The following is a 16,134-nucleotide window of genomic DNA, read 5'->3' on the forward strand; positions in this document are numbered from 1 at the left end:
GCGACGGCCACCATCCCGCGGGGCCGATGTCGTAGGCGAGCGCCGGCACCAGCAGCGAGCGCACCACGAGGGTGTCCAGCAGCACGCCGAAGGCGACGATGAAGGCGATCTGGACGAGGAACAGGATGGGGATCACCGCGAGGGCCGCGAAGGTGGCCGCGAGCACGATGCCCGCGGAGCTGATGACGCTTCCGGTCGCCGACAGCCCCCTGAGGATGCCCGCACGGGTGCCGAGAGTCAGAGTCTCCTCCCGCACGCGCGTCATCAGGAAGATGTTGTAGTCCACTCCCAGCGCGACCAGGAAGACGAAGCCGAAGAGCGGCACGGTGGGGTCGGCGCCGGGGAAGCCGAACAGATGGTTGAAGACGAGGGCGGAGACGCCGAGCGAGGCGCCGTACGAGAGCACGACGGTGGCGATCAGCAGCACCGGGGTGAGCAGTGAGCGCAGGAGCAGCATCAGGATGAGCAGGATCACCGCGAGCACGATCGGGATGATGGTGGCGAGATCGCGCTGGGCGGTGTCGTTGGTGTCGACCGAGATCGCGGTCGGGCCGCCGACGAGCACGGTCGAGTCCGCGGAGGACAGGGTCCGTCGGAGCTCCCGCACGACCCCCTCCGCTGCGGCGGAGTCCGGCTGGGAGGCCAGGGTCGCCTGGATCAGCTCGTGCCCGTTCCTGACGACCGGCTCCGGCCGGACCCCGGCGGTGGGATCGACGTTGCCCGCGTAGACGGCCGCCGAGGCGACGCCAGGGGTGCGCGAGGCGATGGTCAGTGCCGCGTCGGCACGATCCCGGGAGACGACGATGAGGACGGGGGCTCCCGATCCGGCGGCGTAGTGATCGGCCAGTACCTTCTGTCCCGCCGAGGCCGGCGCCGAGCCGAGCACGATATCGGTCTGCGGCACGCCGGAGGCCTTCAGCTGGAGGAGCCCGGCGCTCGCGCCGAGCAGCACCACGGCGACCACGACCCAGACGGCGCGGTGATGCCTCGCGATCAGGGTCCCGATCCCCCTCCAGATGCCGGTCGCCGTCTCGAGTCCCCGGATGCCCCGGGCCGGACCGTTGCCGTCCTCGACCTCCGCCCGATAGCGGGGGATGAACGGCCAGAAGGCGCTCCGCCCGGCGAGCACGAGCACGACGGGTAGGAAGGTGAGGGCCGCCAGGTAGGCGAAGACGATGCCGATCGCCGCGATCGGACCGAGGCTCTTGTTGGAGTTCAGGTCGGAGAACAGCAGGCAGAGCAGGGCGATCACGACGGTCGCGGCCGAGGCGCTGACCGGGGCGAGCACCGCCTTCCAGGCGAGCCATCCCGCCTCCCAGCGCGACCGATGGCTGTGCAGCGTCTCCCGGAAGCGGGCGACGAAGAGCAGAGAGTAGTCCGTCGCCGCGCCGATGACGAGGATCGAGAGGATGCCCTGGCTCTGGCCGTTCAGGGCGACCCAACCCCAGCTCGCGAAGGCGTACACGACGAGGATGGCGCCGGTGAGCGCGAAGACCGCCGTGAACAGAACCAGGAACGGCAGCATGAGCGCCCGGTACACGGCGAGCAGGATGACGAGCACCGCGGCCACCGCGACGAGCAGCAGGATGCCGTCGATACCGCCGAAGGCCGACACCAGATCGGCGGTGAGCCCGGCCGGCCCGGTGACGTAGGCGGTCGTGCCGGCGGGCCGATGGCCATCGGCGACCGCGCGCAGGTTGGTGACGACCGTGTCGACGGCACTGCTGGCCGTGACGGGGACGATGAACTCGACGGCCTTTCCGTCCTTCGACGGGATGGGCCCGGCGACGACGGTCTGCTCGCCCGACGCGGGCCTCTGCACGCCGGCGACGGAGCCCAGTCGCTCGCCGAAGGAGACGTAGGACGGCAGCGAGGAGGCCGGGATGCGCTCGGGCGAGACGAGCAGCACGATCGCGGGGATCGTCTTCGATCCGGTGAAGCGGCGCTGCCAGTCGTTGACCTGCGTCGAGTCGGCGGAGGCGGGCAGGTAGGAGGCCTGGTCGTTGCTCGACACCCCGGAGAGCTTGCCGAAGGTCGGGCCGCCGAGACCCGCCGCCACCAGCCAGGCGAGCAGCACGACCACGGGCAGCACGATCCGCAGCCAGCGCCACGGCCGTCCGGCCCGCGCGGACGAAGAGGAGGACGGGACGGGCTCGCGAGCGGACATGGGGACCTCGTCTTCGAGAAGAGTGCCGCGGCAGCGGAACTGTCTGAGACTCACTTTAGGGGCCGGGGCCCGCCAGGGGGCGAGGCTCGCCCCTCGATCGGCGAAGGCGGTCAGTCAGTGATGTCGGCGACCGTCGCATCGAGTCCGGCGACGAGCGCGTCGGCGTCGACGAAGGCGCTCAGCCCGTGCTCGCCCGCGCCCATGCCCACCCGCCTGCCGAGGATCCTCTCGTCGGCGAACACCGGCCACGCGGTGGTGTTGCCGAGGGGGGTGATGGTGCCACGCTCGTACCCCGTCGCCTCGAGGGCCGCGGATGCCTCCGGCAGGCGCAGCCGGTTGACCCCGACCACCGCGCGCAGCTTCGCCCAGGAGATCTGCCGGTCGCCGGGCACCAGCGCGAAGAGGAAGCTGCCGTCGTGCCGCTTGACCACGAGGGACTTGACGATGTCGGCCGGGTCGATGCCGAGGATCTCCGCCGCCTCCTCGAGCGACGCGGCCGCCGTGCGCTCGACGAATTCGATCGGGATCCCTCGCGCCGTGGCATCCGCCAGCACCCGTTCTCGCCCCTCGACCATCGCCGCCCCGCCTTCTGAGAGAATTGAGGGGTGACCATGACCGCCGCCCCACCACAGAGCCTAACGATCGGTGCCCTCCGGCTGTCCGTCCCCGTTGTGCTCGCGCCCATGGCCGGCATCACCAACACGGCATTCCGCCGGCTGTGCCGGGAGTTCGGGGCAGGACTCTACGTGAGCGAGATGATCACCAGCCGCGCCCTCGTCGAACGCACGGAGGGGTCGATGCGGCTCATCAAGCATCACGAGTCGGAGAGCCCGCGCAGCATCCAGCTCTACGGGGTCGACCCGAAGACGGTCGCCGATGCGGTCACGATGCTGGTCGCCGAGGACCGCGCGGATCACATCGACCTCAACTTCGGCTGCCCCGTGCCGAAGGTGACCCGCAAGGGCGGGGGAGCCGCGCTCCCGTGGAAGCTCGACCTGTTCCGCGACATCGTCGAGCGCGCCGTGCAGGCGGCTGGCCCGCTTCCGCTGACGATCAAGATGCGCAAGGGCATCGACGCGGATCACCTCACCTACCTGGAGGCCGGGCGGATCGCCGAGGGCGCGGGGGTCGCGAGCATCGCGCTGCACGCCCGCACGGCGTCAGAGTTCTACAGCGGTCACGCCGACTGGTCCGCGATCGCCCGGCTCAAGGAGGCCATCACCGGCATCCCGGTGCTCGGCAACGGCGACATCTGGTCGGGGGCCGATGCGATCCGCATGGTCGAGCAGACCGGATGCGACGGGGTCGTCGTCGGCCGCGGCTGCCTGGGACGTCCGTGGCTCTTCGGCGAACTGGCCGCGGCCTTCGCCGGCGAGCAGGACATCCCGCAGCCGTCGCTCGGCACCGTCGCGGCGACGCTCAAGCGGCACGCCGAGCTGCTCGTCGACTTCTTCGACGGCGACGAGAACCACGCCTGCAGGGACATCCGCAAGCACATCGCCTGGTATTTCAAGGGCTACCCGGTCGGCGGCGAGCTGCGCGCGAGCCTCGCGACCGTCGAGAGCCTGCAGCAGCTGGACGACCTGCTCGGAACCCTCGACTGGGAGCTGCCCTATCCTGGCGACGCCGCGGAGGGCCCGCGTGGTCGTGCGGGCACGCCGAAGCGCCCCTCCCTTCCCGACGGCTGGCTGACCAGCCGCGAGCTGGGCGACAGCCACCGTGCCGAGCTCGCCGAGGCCGAGTTGAGTCACAGCGGTGGCTGAGGAACTGGACGGCTACACCGAGCACGACACGGAACGCTGGTTCCCCGAGGACCACTCCAGCCGTCGCAGCGACTTCGCCAGGGACAGGGCCAGGGTGCTGCACTCGAGCGCACTGCGGCGGCTCGCGGCGAAGACGCAGGTGCTGAGCCCCGCCGCCGGCCTCGACTTCGCCCGCAACCGGCTCACGCACTCCCTCGAGGTGGCGCAGGTCGGTCGAGAGCTCGCGACCAGCCTGGGGCTGGAGCCGGATGTCGTCGATACCGCCTGCCTCGCCCACGACCTCGGGCATCCGCCATTCGGCCACAACGGCGAGCGGGCGCTCAACCTCTGGTCGAGCGACATCGGCGGGTTCGAGGGCAACGCGCAGACGCTGCGCCTGCTGACCCGGATCGAGCCGAAGGTGTTCGGGCCGGACGGGCGCAGCTACGGGCTCAACCTCACCAGGGCGAGCCTCGACGCGAGCTGCAAGTACCCCTGGCCGGACTCCGCGGCGGTCGACGACCCGAGCGGCCGCGCCAAGTTCGGCTTCTACGCGGACGACGTCGCGGCCTTCCACTGGCTGCGCGACGGCGCCCAGCCACGCAGGCTCTGCATCGAGGCGCAGGTCATGGACCTGTCGGACGACATCGGCTACTCCGTGCACGACTTCGAGGACGCGGTGTTCAGCGGCTACATCGACGTGCGCGAGCTCACCTCCCGCACCGACAGGGACGGGCTGGTCGACTCCATGGTCGCCTGGATCGGCGGCGCCTACGACCACGCCGAGCTCGTCGCCGCCTTCGACCGGCTGCGGGCGCTCGACGTCTGGCTCACCGAGTGGGATGGCAGCAGGCTCGCCCAGGGCCGGCTGAAGAACCTCACCAGCCAGCTGATCGGCCGGTTTGCCGGCGCGGCCGTGCGGGCCACCAAGGACAGTCAGGGCGGTGGCAGCCTCATCCGCTTCGGCGCGGACATCATCGTGCCGCGTGAGATCCAGGCGGAGATCGCCGCGCTCAAGGGCATCGTCGCGGCGTACGTGATGTCGAGGAACACCAGGCAGCCCATCTACACGCAGCAGCGCGAGGTGATCACCGAGCTCGCGGACATCCTGCTCGCGCGCGGGCCGGAGCTGCTCGATCCCGGTTTCGCCGCCGACTGGCGGGCCGCCACGACGGATGCCGGCCGCAAGCGCGCGGTCGTCGACCAGGTCGCCTCGCTCACCGACCAGTCGGCCATGGCCTGGCACGAGCGCATCGCTCTCTAGCCTCGCGTGGCGCCGCGTCCGGGTCGGCTGTTTGCGAGGCCCGGCTGGTGGCGGGAGTTGCGGCTTCTGTCGGCGGGGGAAGCTGCGTGGCGGCGGGAGTTATCACTCCTCGTGGCGGGGAAATGGTGTCGTGGCGGGAGTTGCGCGTCCCGCCGCGACGCAGTTTCTCCCGCCAGCAGGGGGAGCAGGACCAGCAGGGGGGAGCAGGGCTAGCAAGGGAGCGGGACCAGCCGGGTCAGCGGGAAGAAGCACGGGGACGGGCAGGATGCCGCGGCCGGCCGGCATCGGGCGAAAGTAGAATGGATCGGTGCCAGGGCTGATCCGACGAAACGACATCGACGAGGTCCGGTCGCGCGTCAACATCGCCGACATCGTCGGGGACTACGTCGCGCTCAGGGGTGCGGGCGTCGGCTCGCTCAAGGGCCTCTGCCCCTTTCACGACGAGCGCAGCCCGAGCTTCCACGTGCGCCCGCAGGTCGGCAGATACCACTGTTTCGGCTGCGGTGAGGACGGGGATGTCTTCACCTTCCTGCAGAAGATGGACGGCACCACCTTCACCGAGGCGGTCGAGCGGATGGCCGCACGCATCGGCTTCGAGCTGCACTACGAGGACGGCGGTCAGGCCAACAGCGACCACGGAAACCGCGCCCGCATCCTCGGGGCGAATCAGGCCGCGGCCGACTACTTCGTCGCCCAGCTGGCCTCGCCGGGAGCCGAGCCGGGCCGCCTCTTCCTCGGCGAACGGGGCTTCGATCCCTCGGCCGCCCAGCGTTTCGGCATCGGCTTCGCGCCGAAGAGCTACGACGCCCTGAGCACCCACCTCAAGACCCTCGGCTACTCGGAGGCCGAGCTGCTCGCGGCCGGCCTCGTCGGTCAGGGCGACCGCGGGATCTACGACCGCTTCCGCGGAAGGCTCGTCTGGCCCATCCGCGACGTCACGGGGCAGACCCTCGGCTTCGGCGCCAGGCGGCTGCTCGACGACGACCAGGGTCCCAAGTACCTGAACACCCCGGAGACGGCGGTCTATCACAAGTCGCAGGTGCTCTACGGCCTCGATCTGGCCAAGCGCGACATCTCGCGCGGCAGGCAGGTCGTCGTGGTCGAGGGGTACACCGACGTCATGGCCTGCCACCTCGCCGGAGTCACGACCGCGGTCGCCACCTGCGGGACGGCCTTCGGGGTCGACCACATCAAGGTCGTCAGACGGATGCTCGGCGACGTCGAGAACGCCGACTCACGCGGGCTCGGCGAGGTGGTCTTCACCTTCGATCCCGACGAGGCCGGGCAGAAGGCAGCGAGCCGCGCCTTCGGCGAGGAGCAGCGGTTCGCCGCCCAGACCTTCGTGGCCGTCGCCCCCGACGGCCTCGACCCCTGCGATCTGCGCCTCAGCCGCGGCGACGACGCCGTTCGCCGGCTCATCCGCACCAAGAAGCCGATGTTCGAGTTCATGATCCGCCGGGTGCTCGGCGCCTACGACCTCGACACCGTCGAGGGGCGGGTCAGCGCGCTCCGGGCCTCGGCGCCCGTGGTCGCCGGCATCCGCGACCAGGCGCTGAACATCGGCTACGTGCGCAATCTCGCCGGCTGGCTCGGCATGGACCCGGTCGAGGTCGGCCGTGCGGTCGCCGCCGCCAAGGGCAAGACACCCCAGGAGCCACAGGCCCCCGCGGCCAGGCGGCAGGAGGAGCCGCAGCAGCCTCAGCAGCAGGAGGACGGGCCGTCGCTCATGCGCCTGCCCACCGATCCGGCGACCAGACTCGAGCGGGACGCCCTCATGGCGATGCTGCAGCAGCCGGACGCCGTCGGGAAGGACCTCGTTCAGCGGGCCACCCAGGTGCCGTACGCGAACGCCTCCCTCGCGGTGGTGCGCGACGGGATCTCGGTGAGCATGGATGCCTTCGGCACTCCCGGCTGGATCGAGCGCATCGTCGCGGAGGTCCCCGCGCCCTTCGCGACCCTGGTCAGGGAGCTCACCGTCGCCCCGATCCCCGAGCGGCCGAACCGCGACATCTCGATCTACTGCAAGGCCGTCGCGACCGACATCGTCGAGCGCGATCTGCTCCGCCGCAAGGCCGAACTCCTCGGCCAGTCGCAGCGCACGGACCAGGCGGCAGAGCCGGAGAAGTACCGGGCGCTGCAGGTCGAGCTCGTCCGCGTCGAGGCGGAGCGTCGCGCACTGCGCACCGAATGAGCTCCGCAACCCCTGTGTTGCAGGTTCGTAAACAAATCGCCATATGGGCTTTCTCGATGTCTCGTGGCACCGCGTTTTGTGTTAGCAAGGACAGATACAGCTACGCACAAACCCCGGTCGGGGTGTTTTTTTGTGCTTTTTTACGAGAGAGGCAGACGGATATGACATCCGCATCCACGTTCCGCAAGCGGACGCTTGCCGTGCTGGGAGGCACCGCCGTGGCGGCGTTCGCCCTGGCCGGCTGCTCCGGCAGCGGCGGCTCGAACAACGGCGGCTCGAGCACACTCACGGTGGGCACCACCGACAAGGTGACCTCGCTGGACCCTGCCGGCTCCTATGACAACGGCTCCTTCGCGATCATGAACCAGGTCTACCCCTTCCTCATGAACTCCAAGCCCGGATCGTCCGACGTCGAGCCCGACATCGCCACCTCCGCCAGCTTCACCGCACCGAACGACTACACCGTCGTGCTCAAGAAGGACCTGACCTTCGCCAACGGCGACAAGCTCACCTCCTCCGACGTGAAATTCAGCTTCGACCGCATGGTCAAGCTCGGCGCCAAGCTCGGCCCCTCCTCGCTGCTCGGCAACCTTGACAGCGTCGAGGCGACCGACCCGACCACCGTCGTCTTCCACCTCAAGTCGGCCAACGACCAGGTCTGGCCGCAGATCCTCTCCAGCCCGGCGGCCCCGATCGTCGACGAGCAGGTCTTCTCCGCCGACAAGATCACCAGCGACGACGCCATCGTCAAGGGTCACGCCTTCGCCGGCCAGTACGACATCTCCAGCTACAAGTTCAACCAGCTGGTGCAGTTCAAGGCGTTCAAGGGTTACAAGGGCATGCTCGGCGCCCCCAAGACCGCGACGATCAACCTCAAGTACTACACGGACCAGTCGAACATGAAGCTGGACGTGCAGAAGGGCGGCATCGACGTCGCGGCTCGCAGCCTCTCGGCGACCGACGTCGAGGACCTGCAGAAGGACAAGAACGTCACGGTGACCACCGGCCCCGGTGGTGAGATCCGCTACATCGTCTTCAACTTCAAGACGCAGCCGTTCGGCACGGGGACCCCGGAGGCCGATCCGGCCAAGGCCCTCGCCGTGCGCCAGGCCATGGCCGACCTCGTCGACCGTGCGGCGATCGCCAAGCAGGTCTACAAGGGCACCTACCTGCCGCTGTACTCCTTCGTTCCCGACGGTCTCGTCGGCGCCAACACGGCGCTGAAGAGCCTGTACGGCGACGGCGACGGCGGCCCGAGCCTGTCGAAGGCCAAGAAGACGCTCGAGGACGCCGGCATCACCACCCCCGTCGTGCTCAACCTGCAGTACAACACCGATCACTACGGTGCATCGTCGACCGACGAGTACGCGCTCGTGAAGAGCCAGCTCGAGGCGAGCAAGCTGTTCACGGTCAACCTGCAGTCCACCGAGTACGTCCAGTACTCGAAGGACCGGGTCGCGGATGTCTACCCGGAGTACCAGCTCGGCTGGTTCCCGGACTACTCCGACGCGGACAACTACCTGTCGCCGTTCTTCCTCCCGACGAAGGATGAGAGCGGAAACACGGTCTACGGTGGCTTCCTGAGCAACTACTACCGCGACGACGACGCCATCAGCCTGATCCAGCAGCAGGCGGTCGAGACCGACAAGGCCAAGCGCACCCAGGACATCCAGGATGCCCAGGACAAGCTGGCCGCCGATCTCCCGACGCTGCCGCTGCTCCAGGGCGCGCAGGTGGTCGTGGAGGGCAAGGACGTCAAGGGTGTCACCCTCGACGCCTCCTTCAAGTTCCGTTTCGGAACGCTCAGCAAGTAGCAGACGACGACTGCGGCTAAGGTTTGTGAAGCCGTAGTTCTGGGGGGCGGTCCGCATCCGCGGATCGCCCCTTCATCGTCCCGAGAACATCACACAGGATTGGCGTGCGCATGACCACGACCGTGATTCCGGCTTCCGCACCGGGAGCCGCGAAACCGACGAAGGCGAGGCGGAAACCCGCCGGCGGTCAGATCTGGCGCTACATCGTCGTCCGCTTCCTGCTCATCATCCCGACGGTGTTCATCCTCGTGTCGATGGTCTTCTTCCTCATGCGGCTCACCGGCGACCCCATCACCGCGGCTCTCGGGGGCCGCCTGAACAAGGCCCAGCTGGCCGAGCGCATCCACGCGGCCGGCTACGACCGCAACATCTTCATCCAGTACTTCGAATACCTGGGCAAGATCGTCCGCGGCGACTTCGGCACCACGATCAGCGATCACCAGCCGGTGATCAAGGTCCTCACCACCTACGGCGGCGCGACCCTGGAGCTCGCCTTCTACGCCCTCATCGTCGCGTTCATCGTCGGGATCCCGCTCGGGATGCTCGCCGCCTACTTCCGGGACAAGTGGCCGGATGCGGTCCTGCGCGTCTTCGCGATCCTCAGCTACGCGACCCCGGTGTTCTTCGCCGGCCTGCTGCTCAAGCTCATCTTCGCGATCTGGCTCAACGTGCTGCCCGTCGCCGGTCGAGCCTCGACGGGGACCGAGCTCGACATCCAATTTCTGCCCCATCCGACGGGCATCTACCTCATCGACGCCTTCCAGACCGGCAATCCCGCCGACGTCGGCGACGTGCTGCAGCACGCCATCCTGCCGGGCATCGCCCTCGGCCTGCTGACCGCCGGGGTCTTCCTCCGGCTGGTTCGCACCAACGTCATCGGCACCCTCTCGACCGACTACGTCGACGCGGCGCGCTCCCGGGGCGTGAGCGAGTTCCGCCTGGTCCGCAAACACGCCTACAAGCCGGCGCTCATCCCGATCATCACCGTCATCGGGCTGCAGATCGCCCTGCTGCTCGGCGGTGCGGTGCTGACGGAGACCACCTTCGAATGGAAGGGGCTCGGCTTCATGCTCGCCCAATACCTGGCCTCCAGGGACTTCGTCGCCGTGCAGGGGATCGTCGCCCTGCTCGCCGTCATCGTCGCCGTGACCAACTTCATCGTCGACATCATCGCCGCGATCATCGACCCCAGGGTGAGGTACTGATGTCCACGCTGTCCACACCGCCCATCGCCCGTAAGCGCCCGCTCTGGTCCCGTCTGCCCGTGGTCCGCCAGGTGCGCCAGAGCGTCGGCCTGCAGCGCGGCATGCTCGTCGTCGGTCTCGTCATCGTCGGGATCTTCGTCCTCAGCGCGATCTTCGCCTCGCTGATCGCGCCGTACAGCTTCTCGCAGCTCAGCGATGCCCATGGCAACTTCGGTGCGCAGCAGCCGCCGTCGTCCGCCCACCTCCTCGGGACCACCGTCGGCGGCTACGACGTGCTCTCCCGGGTGATCTGGGGCTCGCAGACGGCCCTGTTCGTCATCGTGCTGGCGATCGTGTTCTCGATCTTCCTCGGTGTGCTGCTCGGGCTGGTCTCCGGCTACCTGGGCGGCTGGCTCGACCGGATCCTCGTGGTCGTCGCCGACGCCGTGTATGCCTTCCCGAGTCTGCTGCTCGCGATCGTCATGTCGATCGTCATCTCCGGCGGTCAGTCCAACCTCATCGGCGGTGTGCTCGCGGCGGCGATCTCGATCACGGTGGTCTTCATCCCGCAGTACTTCCGGGTGATCAGGGCGGAGACCGTCCGCATCAAGTCGGAGGCCTTCGTCGAGTCGGCGAAGGTGCTCGGCGCGAGCTCGCTGCGCATCATGTTCCGGCACGTCCTGCGCAACGCGACCCGCACGCTGCCGCTCATCTTCACCCTCAACGCCTCCGAGGCCATCCTCACCCTCGCCGGCCTCGGCTTCCTCGGCTTCGGGATCGAGCCGAGCTCCGCCGCCGAGTGGGGATACGACCTGAACAAGTCGATCTCCGACGTCACGAGCGGCATCTGGTGGACCTCGATCTTCCCCGGACTCGCGATCGTGCTCGCGGTGCTCGGGATGACCCTGGTCGGCGAGAGCCTCAACGACCTCGCCGATCCGCGGCTGCGCACCCGCCGCCGGGCCGACGGATCCGCCCCCGTTCCGACCGACGGTGCGACGGCCCCGGAGGGCAGCACCGACATTGTCGGCGACCTCGAGTTGGAGTCACGCGAATGAGCAGTCTCACCAGGGGCCAGCAGGCCGTCGGGATCACCGATCTCACCGTTACCTTCGCGACCGACGGCGGCGACGTGCGCGCCGTCGACGGCGTGAGCCTCTCCGTCAACGCCGGTGAGGTCCTCGCCATCGTGGGGGAGAGCGGCAGCGGCAAGACGGTGACCGCCAAGACCATCCTCGGACTGCTGCCGGAGACGGCGACGGCATCCGGGGTCGTCCTCCTGGGCCACGACAACGTGGTGACGATCGACAGGAAGCGGCTGCGCGAGATCAGGGGCACCAGCGCGGCGATGGTCTTCCAGGAGCCGTCGACCGCCCTCAACCCCGTGTACACCGTCGGCTGGCAGATCGCCGAGGGGCTGCGGGCGCACGGCAGCTACAGCCGTGCGGAGGCGAAGGCGAAGGCGATCGACATCCTCGACCGGGTCGGCATCCCCGACGCCGCCGAGCGGGTCAACTACTATCCGCACCAGTTCTCCGGCGGCCAGAAGCAGCGGGTGGTCATCGCCATGGCCCTCGTGCTCGATCCGGAGCTGATCGTCGCCGACGAGCCGACCACCGCCCTCGACGTGACGGTGCAGGCGGAGATCCTCGACCTGCTGCGCCGCTGCCGCGACGAGTTCGATGCGGCGATCGTGCTCATCACCCACAACATGGGGGTCGTCGCCGACCTCGCCGACCGGGTCGCCGTGATGTACCAGGGCAAGATCGTCGAGGAGGCGGATGCGACCAGCCTGTTCGGCAGCCCGCAGCACGAGTACACGAAGAAGCTGCTCGCCGCCGTGCCGTACCTCGGCTCCGGCACGGTGCACACCCAGGAGCGTGCGGCGGAGCGGGCGTTGACCGTGTCCGAGCCGCTTGTCGTCGCCAAGGATCTGGTGATCGAGTACTCCGGTCGCTTCGGCCGCGGGGGATTCCGTGCCGTGAACGGCGTGAGCTTCGAGATCGGTGCCAGGGAGGTGCTCGGTCTGGTGGGGGAGAGCGGCTCGGGCAAAACGACGATCGGCCGTGCGATCGGCGGTCTGACCCGCGTCACCGGCGGCTCCCTGACCGTGCTCGGACAGGAGATGCTCGGCGTGCGGGAGCGCCAGTTCCGCCCCCTGCGGCGCGACATCGGCTTCGTCTTCCAGGACCCGGCGACGAGCTTCAATCCCCTGCTCACCATCGCCGACTGCGTGGCGGAACCGCTCATCGTCCACGGTGTCGCCGGGGACGCCCGTGCCGCTCGCCCGCGGGTGGACGAGCTCCTCGAGGCCGTGCAGCTGCCGCACGCCTTCGGCGACCGCTTCCCGCACGAGCTGAGCGGCGGGCAGCGCCAGCGGGCATCTCTCGCGAGGGCGCTGGCGCTGCAGCCGAAGCTGCTCATCGCCGACGAGCCGACGAGCGCGCTCGACGTCTCCGTGCAGGCGAGGGTGCTCGAGCTGTTCGCCGAGCTGCAGAGGGAGTTCGGGTTCGCCGCCCTCTTCATCAGCCACGACCTCGCGGTCGTCGACATCCTGGCCGACCGGATCGCGGTGCTGTACCGCGGCGAGCTCGTCGAGGAGGGCACGGGGGCGGAGGTGCTCGGGGCTCCGCAGCATCCGTACACCAAGCGGCTGCTCGCCTCGCTGCCGGTTCCCAACCCCGCGGAGCAGGCGAAGCGGCGCGAGGAGCTGCGGCGGCTCAGGAGCGAGGCGGAGTAATGGCGACCGAGGAGGCCGGATCCCGGGTCGTCGTCGCGGACGACCTGTCGATCCAGTACCTCTCGACCGGTTCGCCCTCCCGGTTCCGCGCCGTGCACGGGGTCAGCTTCGACATCGCCGCCGGCGAGTTCCTCGGGCTCGTGGGGGAGTCGGGGTCCGGCAAGTCCACGCTCGCCATGGCGCTGGCCGGTCTGGCCGGAAGCGGGGCCGTTGGCGAGGGCATCCCCGAGATCAGCGGTGGTTCGCTCGAGATCCACGGGACGAGGATGCGCGGCGTCGGCGGCAGGGGCCGCGACCGGGTCACCCTGCAGGTCGGGTTCCTCCGCCAGGACGGCGCCGAGCGGTTGAGCCCGACGCTGACGGTCGCCGAGAACATCGCCGAGCCGATCTACCTGCGGGACCGCCGGTTCGACACCCGCGAGGCCGGGGCCGCCGTCGCCACGATCCTCGACGCCATGCGCCTTCCGCTCGGCCTCCTCGGCAAACTGCCCAACGAGCTCTCCAGCGGGCAGCGGCAGCGCGTCGCGCTGGCCCGTGCGCTCATCCTCGAGCCGACCCTCCTCGTCGCCGACGAGCCGACCAGGGGGGTGGACCTCAAGGTCCGCGACGGGGTGCTCGACGTCCTGAGCGACCTGCGTCGGACGCGCCCGTTCTCCGCGCTCGTGATCAGCAGCGATCTCGGGGTCGTCTCGCGGATCGCCGACAGGGTCGCCGTCATGCAGCACGGGATGCTCGTCGGCCTCGGCGACCTCGACCAGATGCTGGCGAGCCCCGAGCATCCGTATCTCAAGGGTCTCGCGCGGGCGCGGGAGACAGACACCATCACCCAGGAGCAGGAATGACCGACAGACCATCGCAGCATCGTTCGGTGACGGCGGAGACGGCGGCGCCCGTCGCGGCGGACCGCAGACCGCAGCCGGGGCCGATCACCATCCTGCCCGGCGAGGACGAGGTCTTCGCCTCCGCCGTGCTGGCGGGCGGCGGACGACTCACCCAGCTGTCGGACGAGACCAGGGGTCTCATTTGGCTCACCTACGGGGAGACGGATCGGCTGGTCGAGTTCCTGCACGACCATCCCCGGACCGGCTGGGTGCAGCTGCCCTATGCCGGCGTCGACGCCTTCGCCGACGTGCTGGCCCGCTTCGCCGGGACCACGACCCCGCTCTGGACGAGCGCGAAGGGGGCGTACGCGCAGCCGGTCGCCGAGCATGCGCTGACCCTGGTGCTCGCCCTGCTGCGGGTGCTGCCCAAACGGGTGCTCGCCACGAGCTGGGCGGGGGAGCCCAAGGAGGGCACCTCGCTGTTCGGGCTGAACGTGCTCATCGTCGGTGCGGGCGGCATCGCGATCGAGCTGATCCGGCTGCTCGAGCCGTTCGGGGTGCACGTGACGGTCGTCCGTCGCAGCACGACGCCGGTGGCCGGCGCGGAGCGGACGGTGTCCTCGGAGCACCTGCTCCAGGTGCTTCCCGCCGCGGACGTCGTCGTGATCGCCGCGGCCTTCACCGACTCGACGAGGAGGCTCATCGGGGCGCCGGAGCTCGCGGCCATGAAGGGCTCCGCGGTGCTCGTCAACATCGCGCGCGGCGGACTCGTCGACACGGATGCGCTGACCGCCGCCCTCGCGGACGGCGCGATCGCCGGCGCCGGACTCGACGTCACCGATCCGGAGCCGCTGCCGGACGGACATCCGCTCTGGACGGAGGAGCGGGTCATCATCACCCCGCACAGCGCGGACACCCCGGAGATGACGGCTCCGCTGCTCGCGGAGCGCATCACGGAGAACGTCAGGGCGTTCCTCGGCGACGGACGATTCGTCGGGGTCGTCGACCCGGAGGCCGGATATTGAGCGAGCAGCTGTTCTGGGTCGGTGCGTACACCGCCACCATGGAGGGCCTCGGCACCGGGATCGGCCTCGCCCGCATCGGGGACGACGGCGCCTTCGAGTCCCTCGGCACGGCCGTGGAGACCTCGTCGCCGTCCTTCCTCGCCGCGGGCGTCGACGGCACGGTCTACTCGACGGACGAGGGGAACGGCCGGATCGAGGCGTTCCGCCCGGGTGCCGGGCACACGCTGGTTCCCCTCGGCGGGCAGGAGGTCAGCGGCTCGTCTCCCTGTCACCTCAGCGTCGCCGGCGACCGGCTCTACGCCTCCAATTACGGTGACGGCTCGATCGACGTCTTCCCGCTCGCGAGCGACGGCAGCGTCGAGCCGAGGGTGCAGACCCTTCGCGGCACCGGGAGCGGGCCGCATCCCGCCCAGGACGGTCCCCATGCTCATGCCACCCTGGTGACCGGCGACACCGTCCTCAGCACGGACCTCGGGGCCGATCGCGTCCACCGCTACACCCGGGTCGACGGGAGGCTCGTCCGGGCGGGCTCCGCCGAGTTCCCGGCAGGCACCGGGCCCCGCGACCTCCTGCGAACGGCGAACGGTCGCATCCTGCTGCTCGGCGAGCTGAGCGGCGAGATCTTCGTGCTCGACGAGGAGGCCGGGATCGTCGTCTCCTCCCCGTCCGTCGTCGACTGGGTGGACGGCGACCATGCGGCCGCCCTCGCCGTCGACGACCGCGGTGGCTTCGTCTACACCGGACTGCGCGGCTCCAACCGCCTGGTGGTGGTCGGCGGGGACGACCTGAGCCCCGTGGATGCCCTCCCCACCGGCGGCGACTGGCCGCGGCACCTGTGCCTGGTCGGAGACCTGCTGTACGTCGCGAACCAGCTGTCGAGCACCGTGACGAGCTTCCGGGTCGACCGGCTGACCGGCATCCCGCACCAGATCGGGTCGCCGGAGCCGGTGCCGTCGCCCACCTATCTGCTGCCGTTTGCCGGGTGATGCGGCGGACGAGGGGCGGGGCGATTTGGTGCACCGCAATCCTTTGGTAAAGTAAGCAAGCTGTTTCAGCAATCCTCGATAGCTCAATTGGCAGAGCAGCCGGCTGTTAACCGGCAGGTTCTTGGTTCGAGTCCAAGTCGGGGAGCTCGTCGCCTGTGGGGGCTCCACCCCTCCGGGCGACGTTTGTTTTAAGCGCCGTT

The 16,134-nt window shown here is 69.5% G+C and carries 12 protein-coding genes and 1 tRNA gene; 11 read left to right on the forward strand and 2 right to left on the reverse strand.

Annotated elements, in window-relative coordinates; all coding sequences use genetic code 11:
• Together VGC18_RS14265 and VGC18_RS14270 are read right to left on the reverse strand one after the other, a co-directional pair.
• The coding region (locus tag VGC18_RS14265; RefSeq protein WP_331098549.1) for an MMPL family transporter at positions 1 to 2,167 on the reverse strand (2,167 nt) is incomplete at its 3' end.
• A 110-nt stretch (positions 2,168 to 2,277) separates the two neighbouring features.
• Entirely contained in the window at positions 2,278 to 2,742 is a 465-nt protein-coding gene (locus tag VGC18_RS14270) for a YbaK/EbsC family protein (protein WP_331098551.1), read from the reverse strand.
• Between the two features lie 36 nt (positions 2,743 to 2,778).
• Here VGC18_RS14270 and dusB point away from each other — a divergent pair, with 36 nt between their 5' ends.
• From dusB to VGC18_RS14325, 11 genes are all read left to right on the forward strand, one after another.
• Positions 2,779 to 3,930 carry a tRNA dihydrouridine synthase DusB gene (dusB, locus tag VGC18_RS14275; RefSeq protein ID WP_331098572.1) on the forward strand — a complete coding sequence of 384 codons (1,152 nt, stop codon included), beginning with the start codon at positions 2,779 to 2,781 and terminating at the stop codon, positions 3,928 to 3,930.
• Positions 3,923 to 5,173, forward strand: a complete 1,251-nt coding sequence (locus VGC18_RS14280) for a deoxyguanosinetriphosphate triphosphohydrolase (RefSeq protein WP_331098553.1) — start codon at positions 3,923 to 3,925, stop codon at positions 5,171 to 5,173. The genes dusB and VGC18_RS14280 overlap by 8 nt, the downstream gene beginning before the upstream one ends.
• Positions 5,174 to 5,480: 307 nt before the next feature.
• Positions 5,481 to 7,364 carry a DNA primase gene (gene dnaG, locus VGC18_RS14285; protein ID WP_331098555.1) on the forward strand — a complete coding sequence of 628 codons (1,884 nt, stop codon included), beginning with the start codon at positions 5,481 to 5,483 and terminating at the stop codon, positions 7,362 to 7,364.
• Positions 7,365 to 7,525: 161 nt separating this feature from the next.
• Positions 7,526 to 9,178 carry an ABC transporter substrate-binding protein gene (locus VGC18_RS14290; protein ID WP_331098557.1) on the forward strand — a complete coding sequence of 551 codons (1,653 nt, stop codon included), beginning with the start codon at positions 7,526 to 7,528 and terminating at the stop codon, positions 9,176 to 9,178.
• 110 nt (positions 9,179 to 9,288) lie between these two features.
• A complete protein-coding gene (locus tag VGC18_RS14295) occupies positions 9,289 to 10,383 on the forward strand; it encodes an ABC transporter permease (RefSeq protein ID WP_331098559.1) in 1,095 nt (364 codons plus the stop codon).
• Complete coding sequence (locus VGC18_RS14300) at positions 10,383 to 11,420, forward strand: ABC transporter permease (protein WP_331098561.1); 1,038 nt, start codon at positions 10,383 to 10,385, stop codon at positions 11,418 to 11,420. The genes VGC18_RS14295 and VGC18_RS14300 overlap by 1 nt, the downstream gene beginning before the upstream one ends.
• Positions 11,417 to 13,102, forward strand: a complete 1,686-nt coding sequence (locus tag VGC18_RS14305) for an ABC transporter ATP-binding protein (RefSeq protein WP_331098563.1) — start codon at positions 11,417 to 11,419, stop codon at positions 13,100 to 13,102. The genes VGC18_RS14300 and VGC18_RS14305 overlap by 4 nt, the downstream gene beginning before the upstream one ends.
• On the forward strand, positions 13,102 to 13,944 hold the full coding sequence (locus VGC18_RS14310) for an ATP-binding cassette domain-containing protein (RefSeq protein ID WP_331098565.1): 843 nt from the start codon (positions 13,102 to 13,104) through the stop codon (positions 13,942 to 13,944). The genes VGC18_RS14305 and VGC18_RS14310 overlap by 1 nt, the downstream gene beginning before the upstream one ends.
• On the forward strand, positions 13,941 to 14,948 hold the full coding sequence (locus VGC18_RS14315) for a D-isomer specific 2-hydroxyacid dehydrogenase family protein (protein ID WP_331098567.1): 1,008 nt from the start codon (positions 13,941 to 13,943) through the stop codon (positions 14,946 to 14,948). The genes VGC18_RS14310 and VGC18_RS14315 overlap by 4 nt, the downstream gene beginning before the upstream one ends.
• Positions 14,945 to 15,934: a lactonase family protein gene (locus tag VGC18_RS14320; protein WP_331098570.1), complete on the forward strand. Its 990-nt coding sequence runs from the start codon at positions 14,945 to 14,947 to the stop codon at positions 15,932 to 15,934. The genes VGC18_RS14315 and VGC18_RS14320 overlap by 4 nt, the downstream gene beginning before the upstream one ends.
• Positions 15,935 to 16,006: 72 nt before the next feature.
• Positions 16,007 to 16,079 (forward strand) — tRNA-Asn (locus tag VGC18_RS14325).
• Positions 16,080 to 16,134: the final 55 nt, after the last annotated feature.

Origin of the sequence: Lacisediminihabitans sp. (assembly GCF_036404185.1) — a bacterium.
Classification (GTDB): Bacteria; Actinomycetota; Actinomycetes; order Actinomycetales; family Microbacteriaceae; genus Lacisediminihabitans.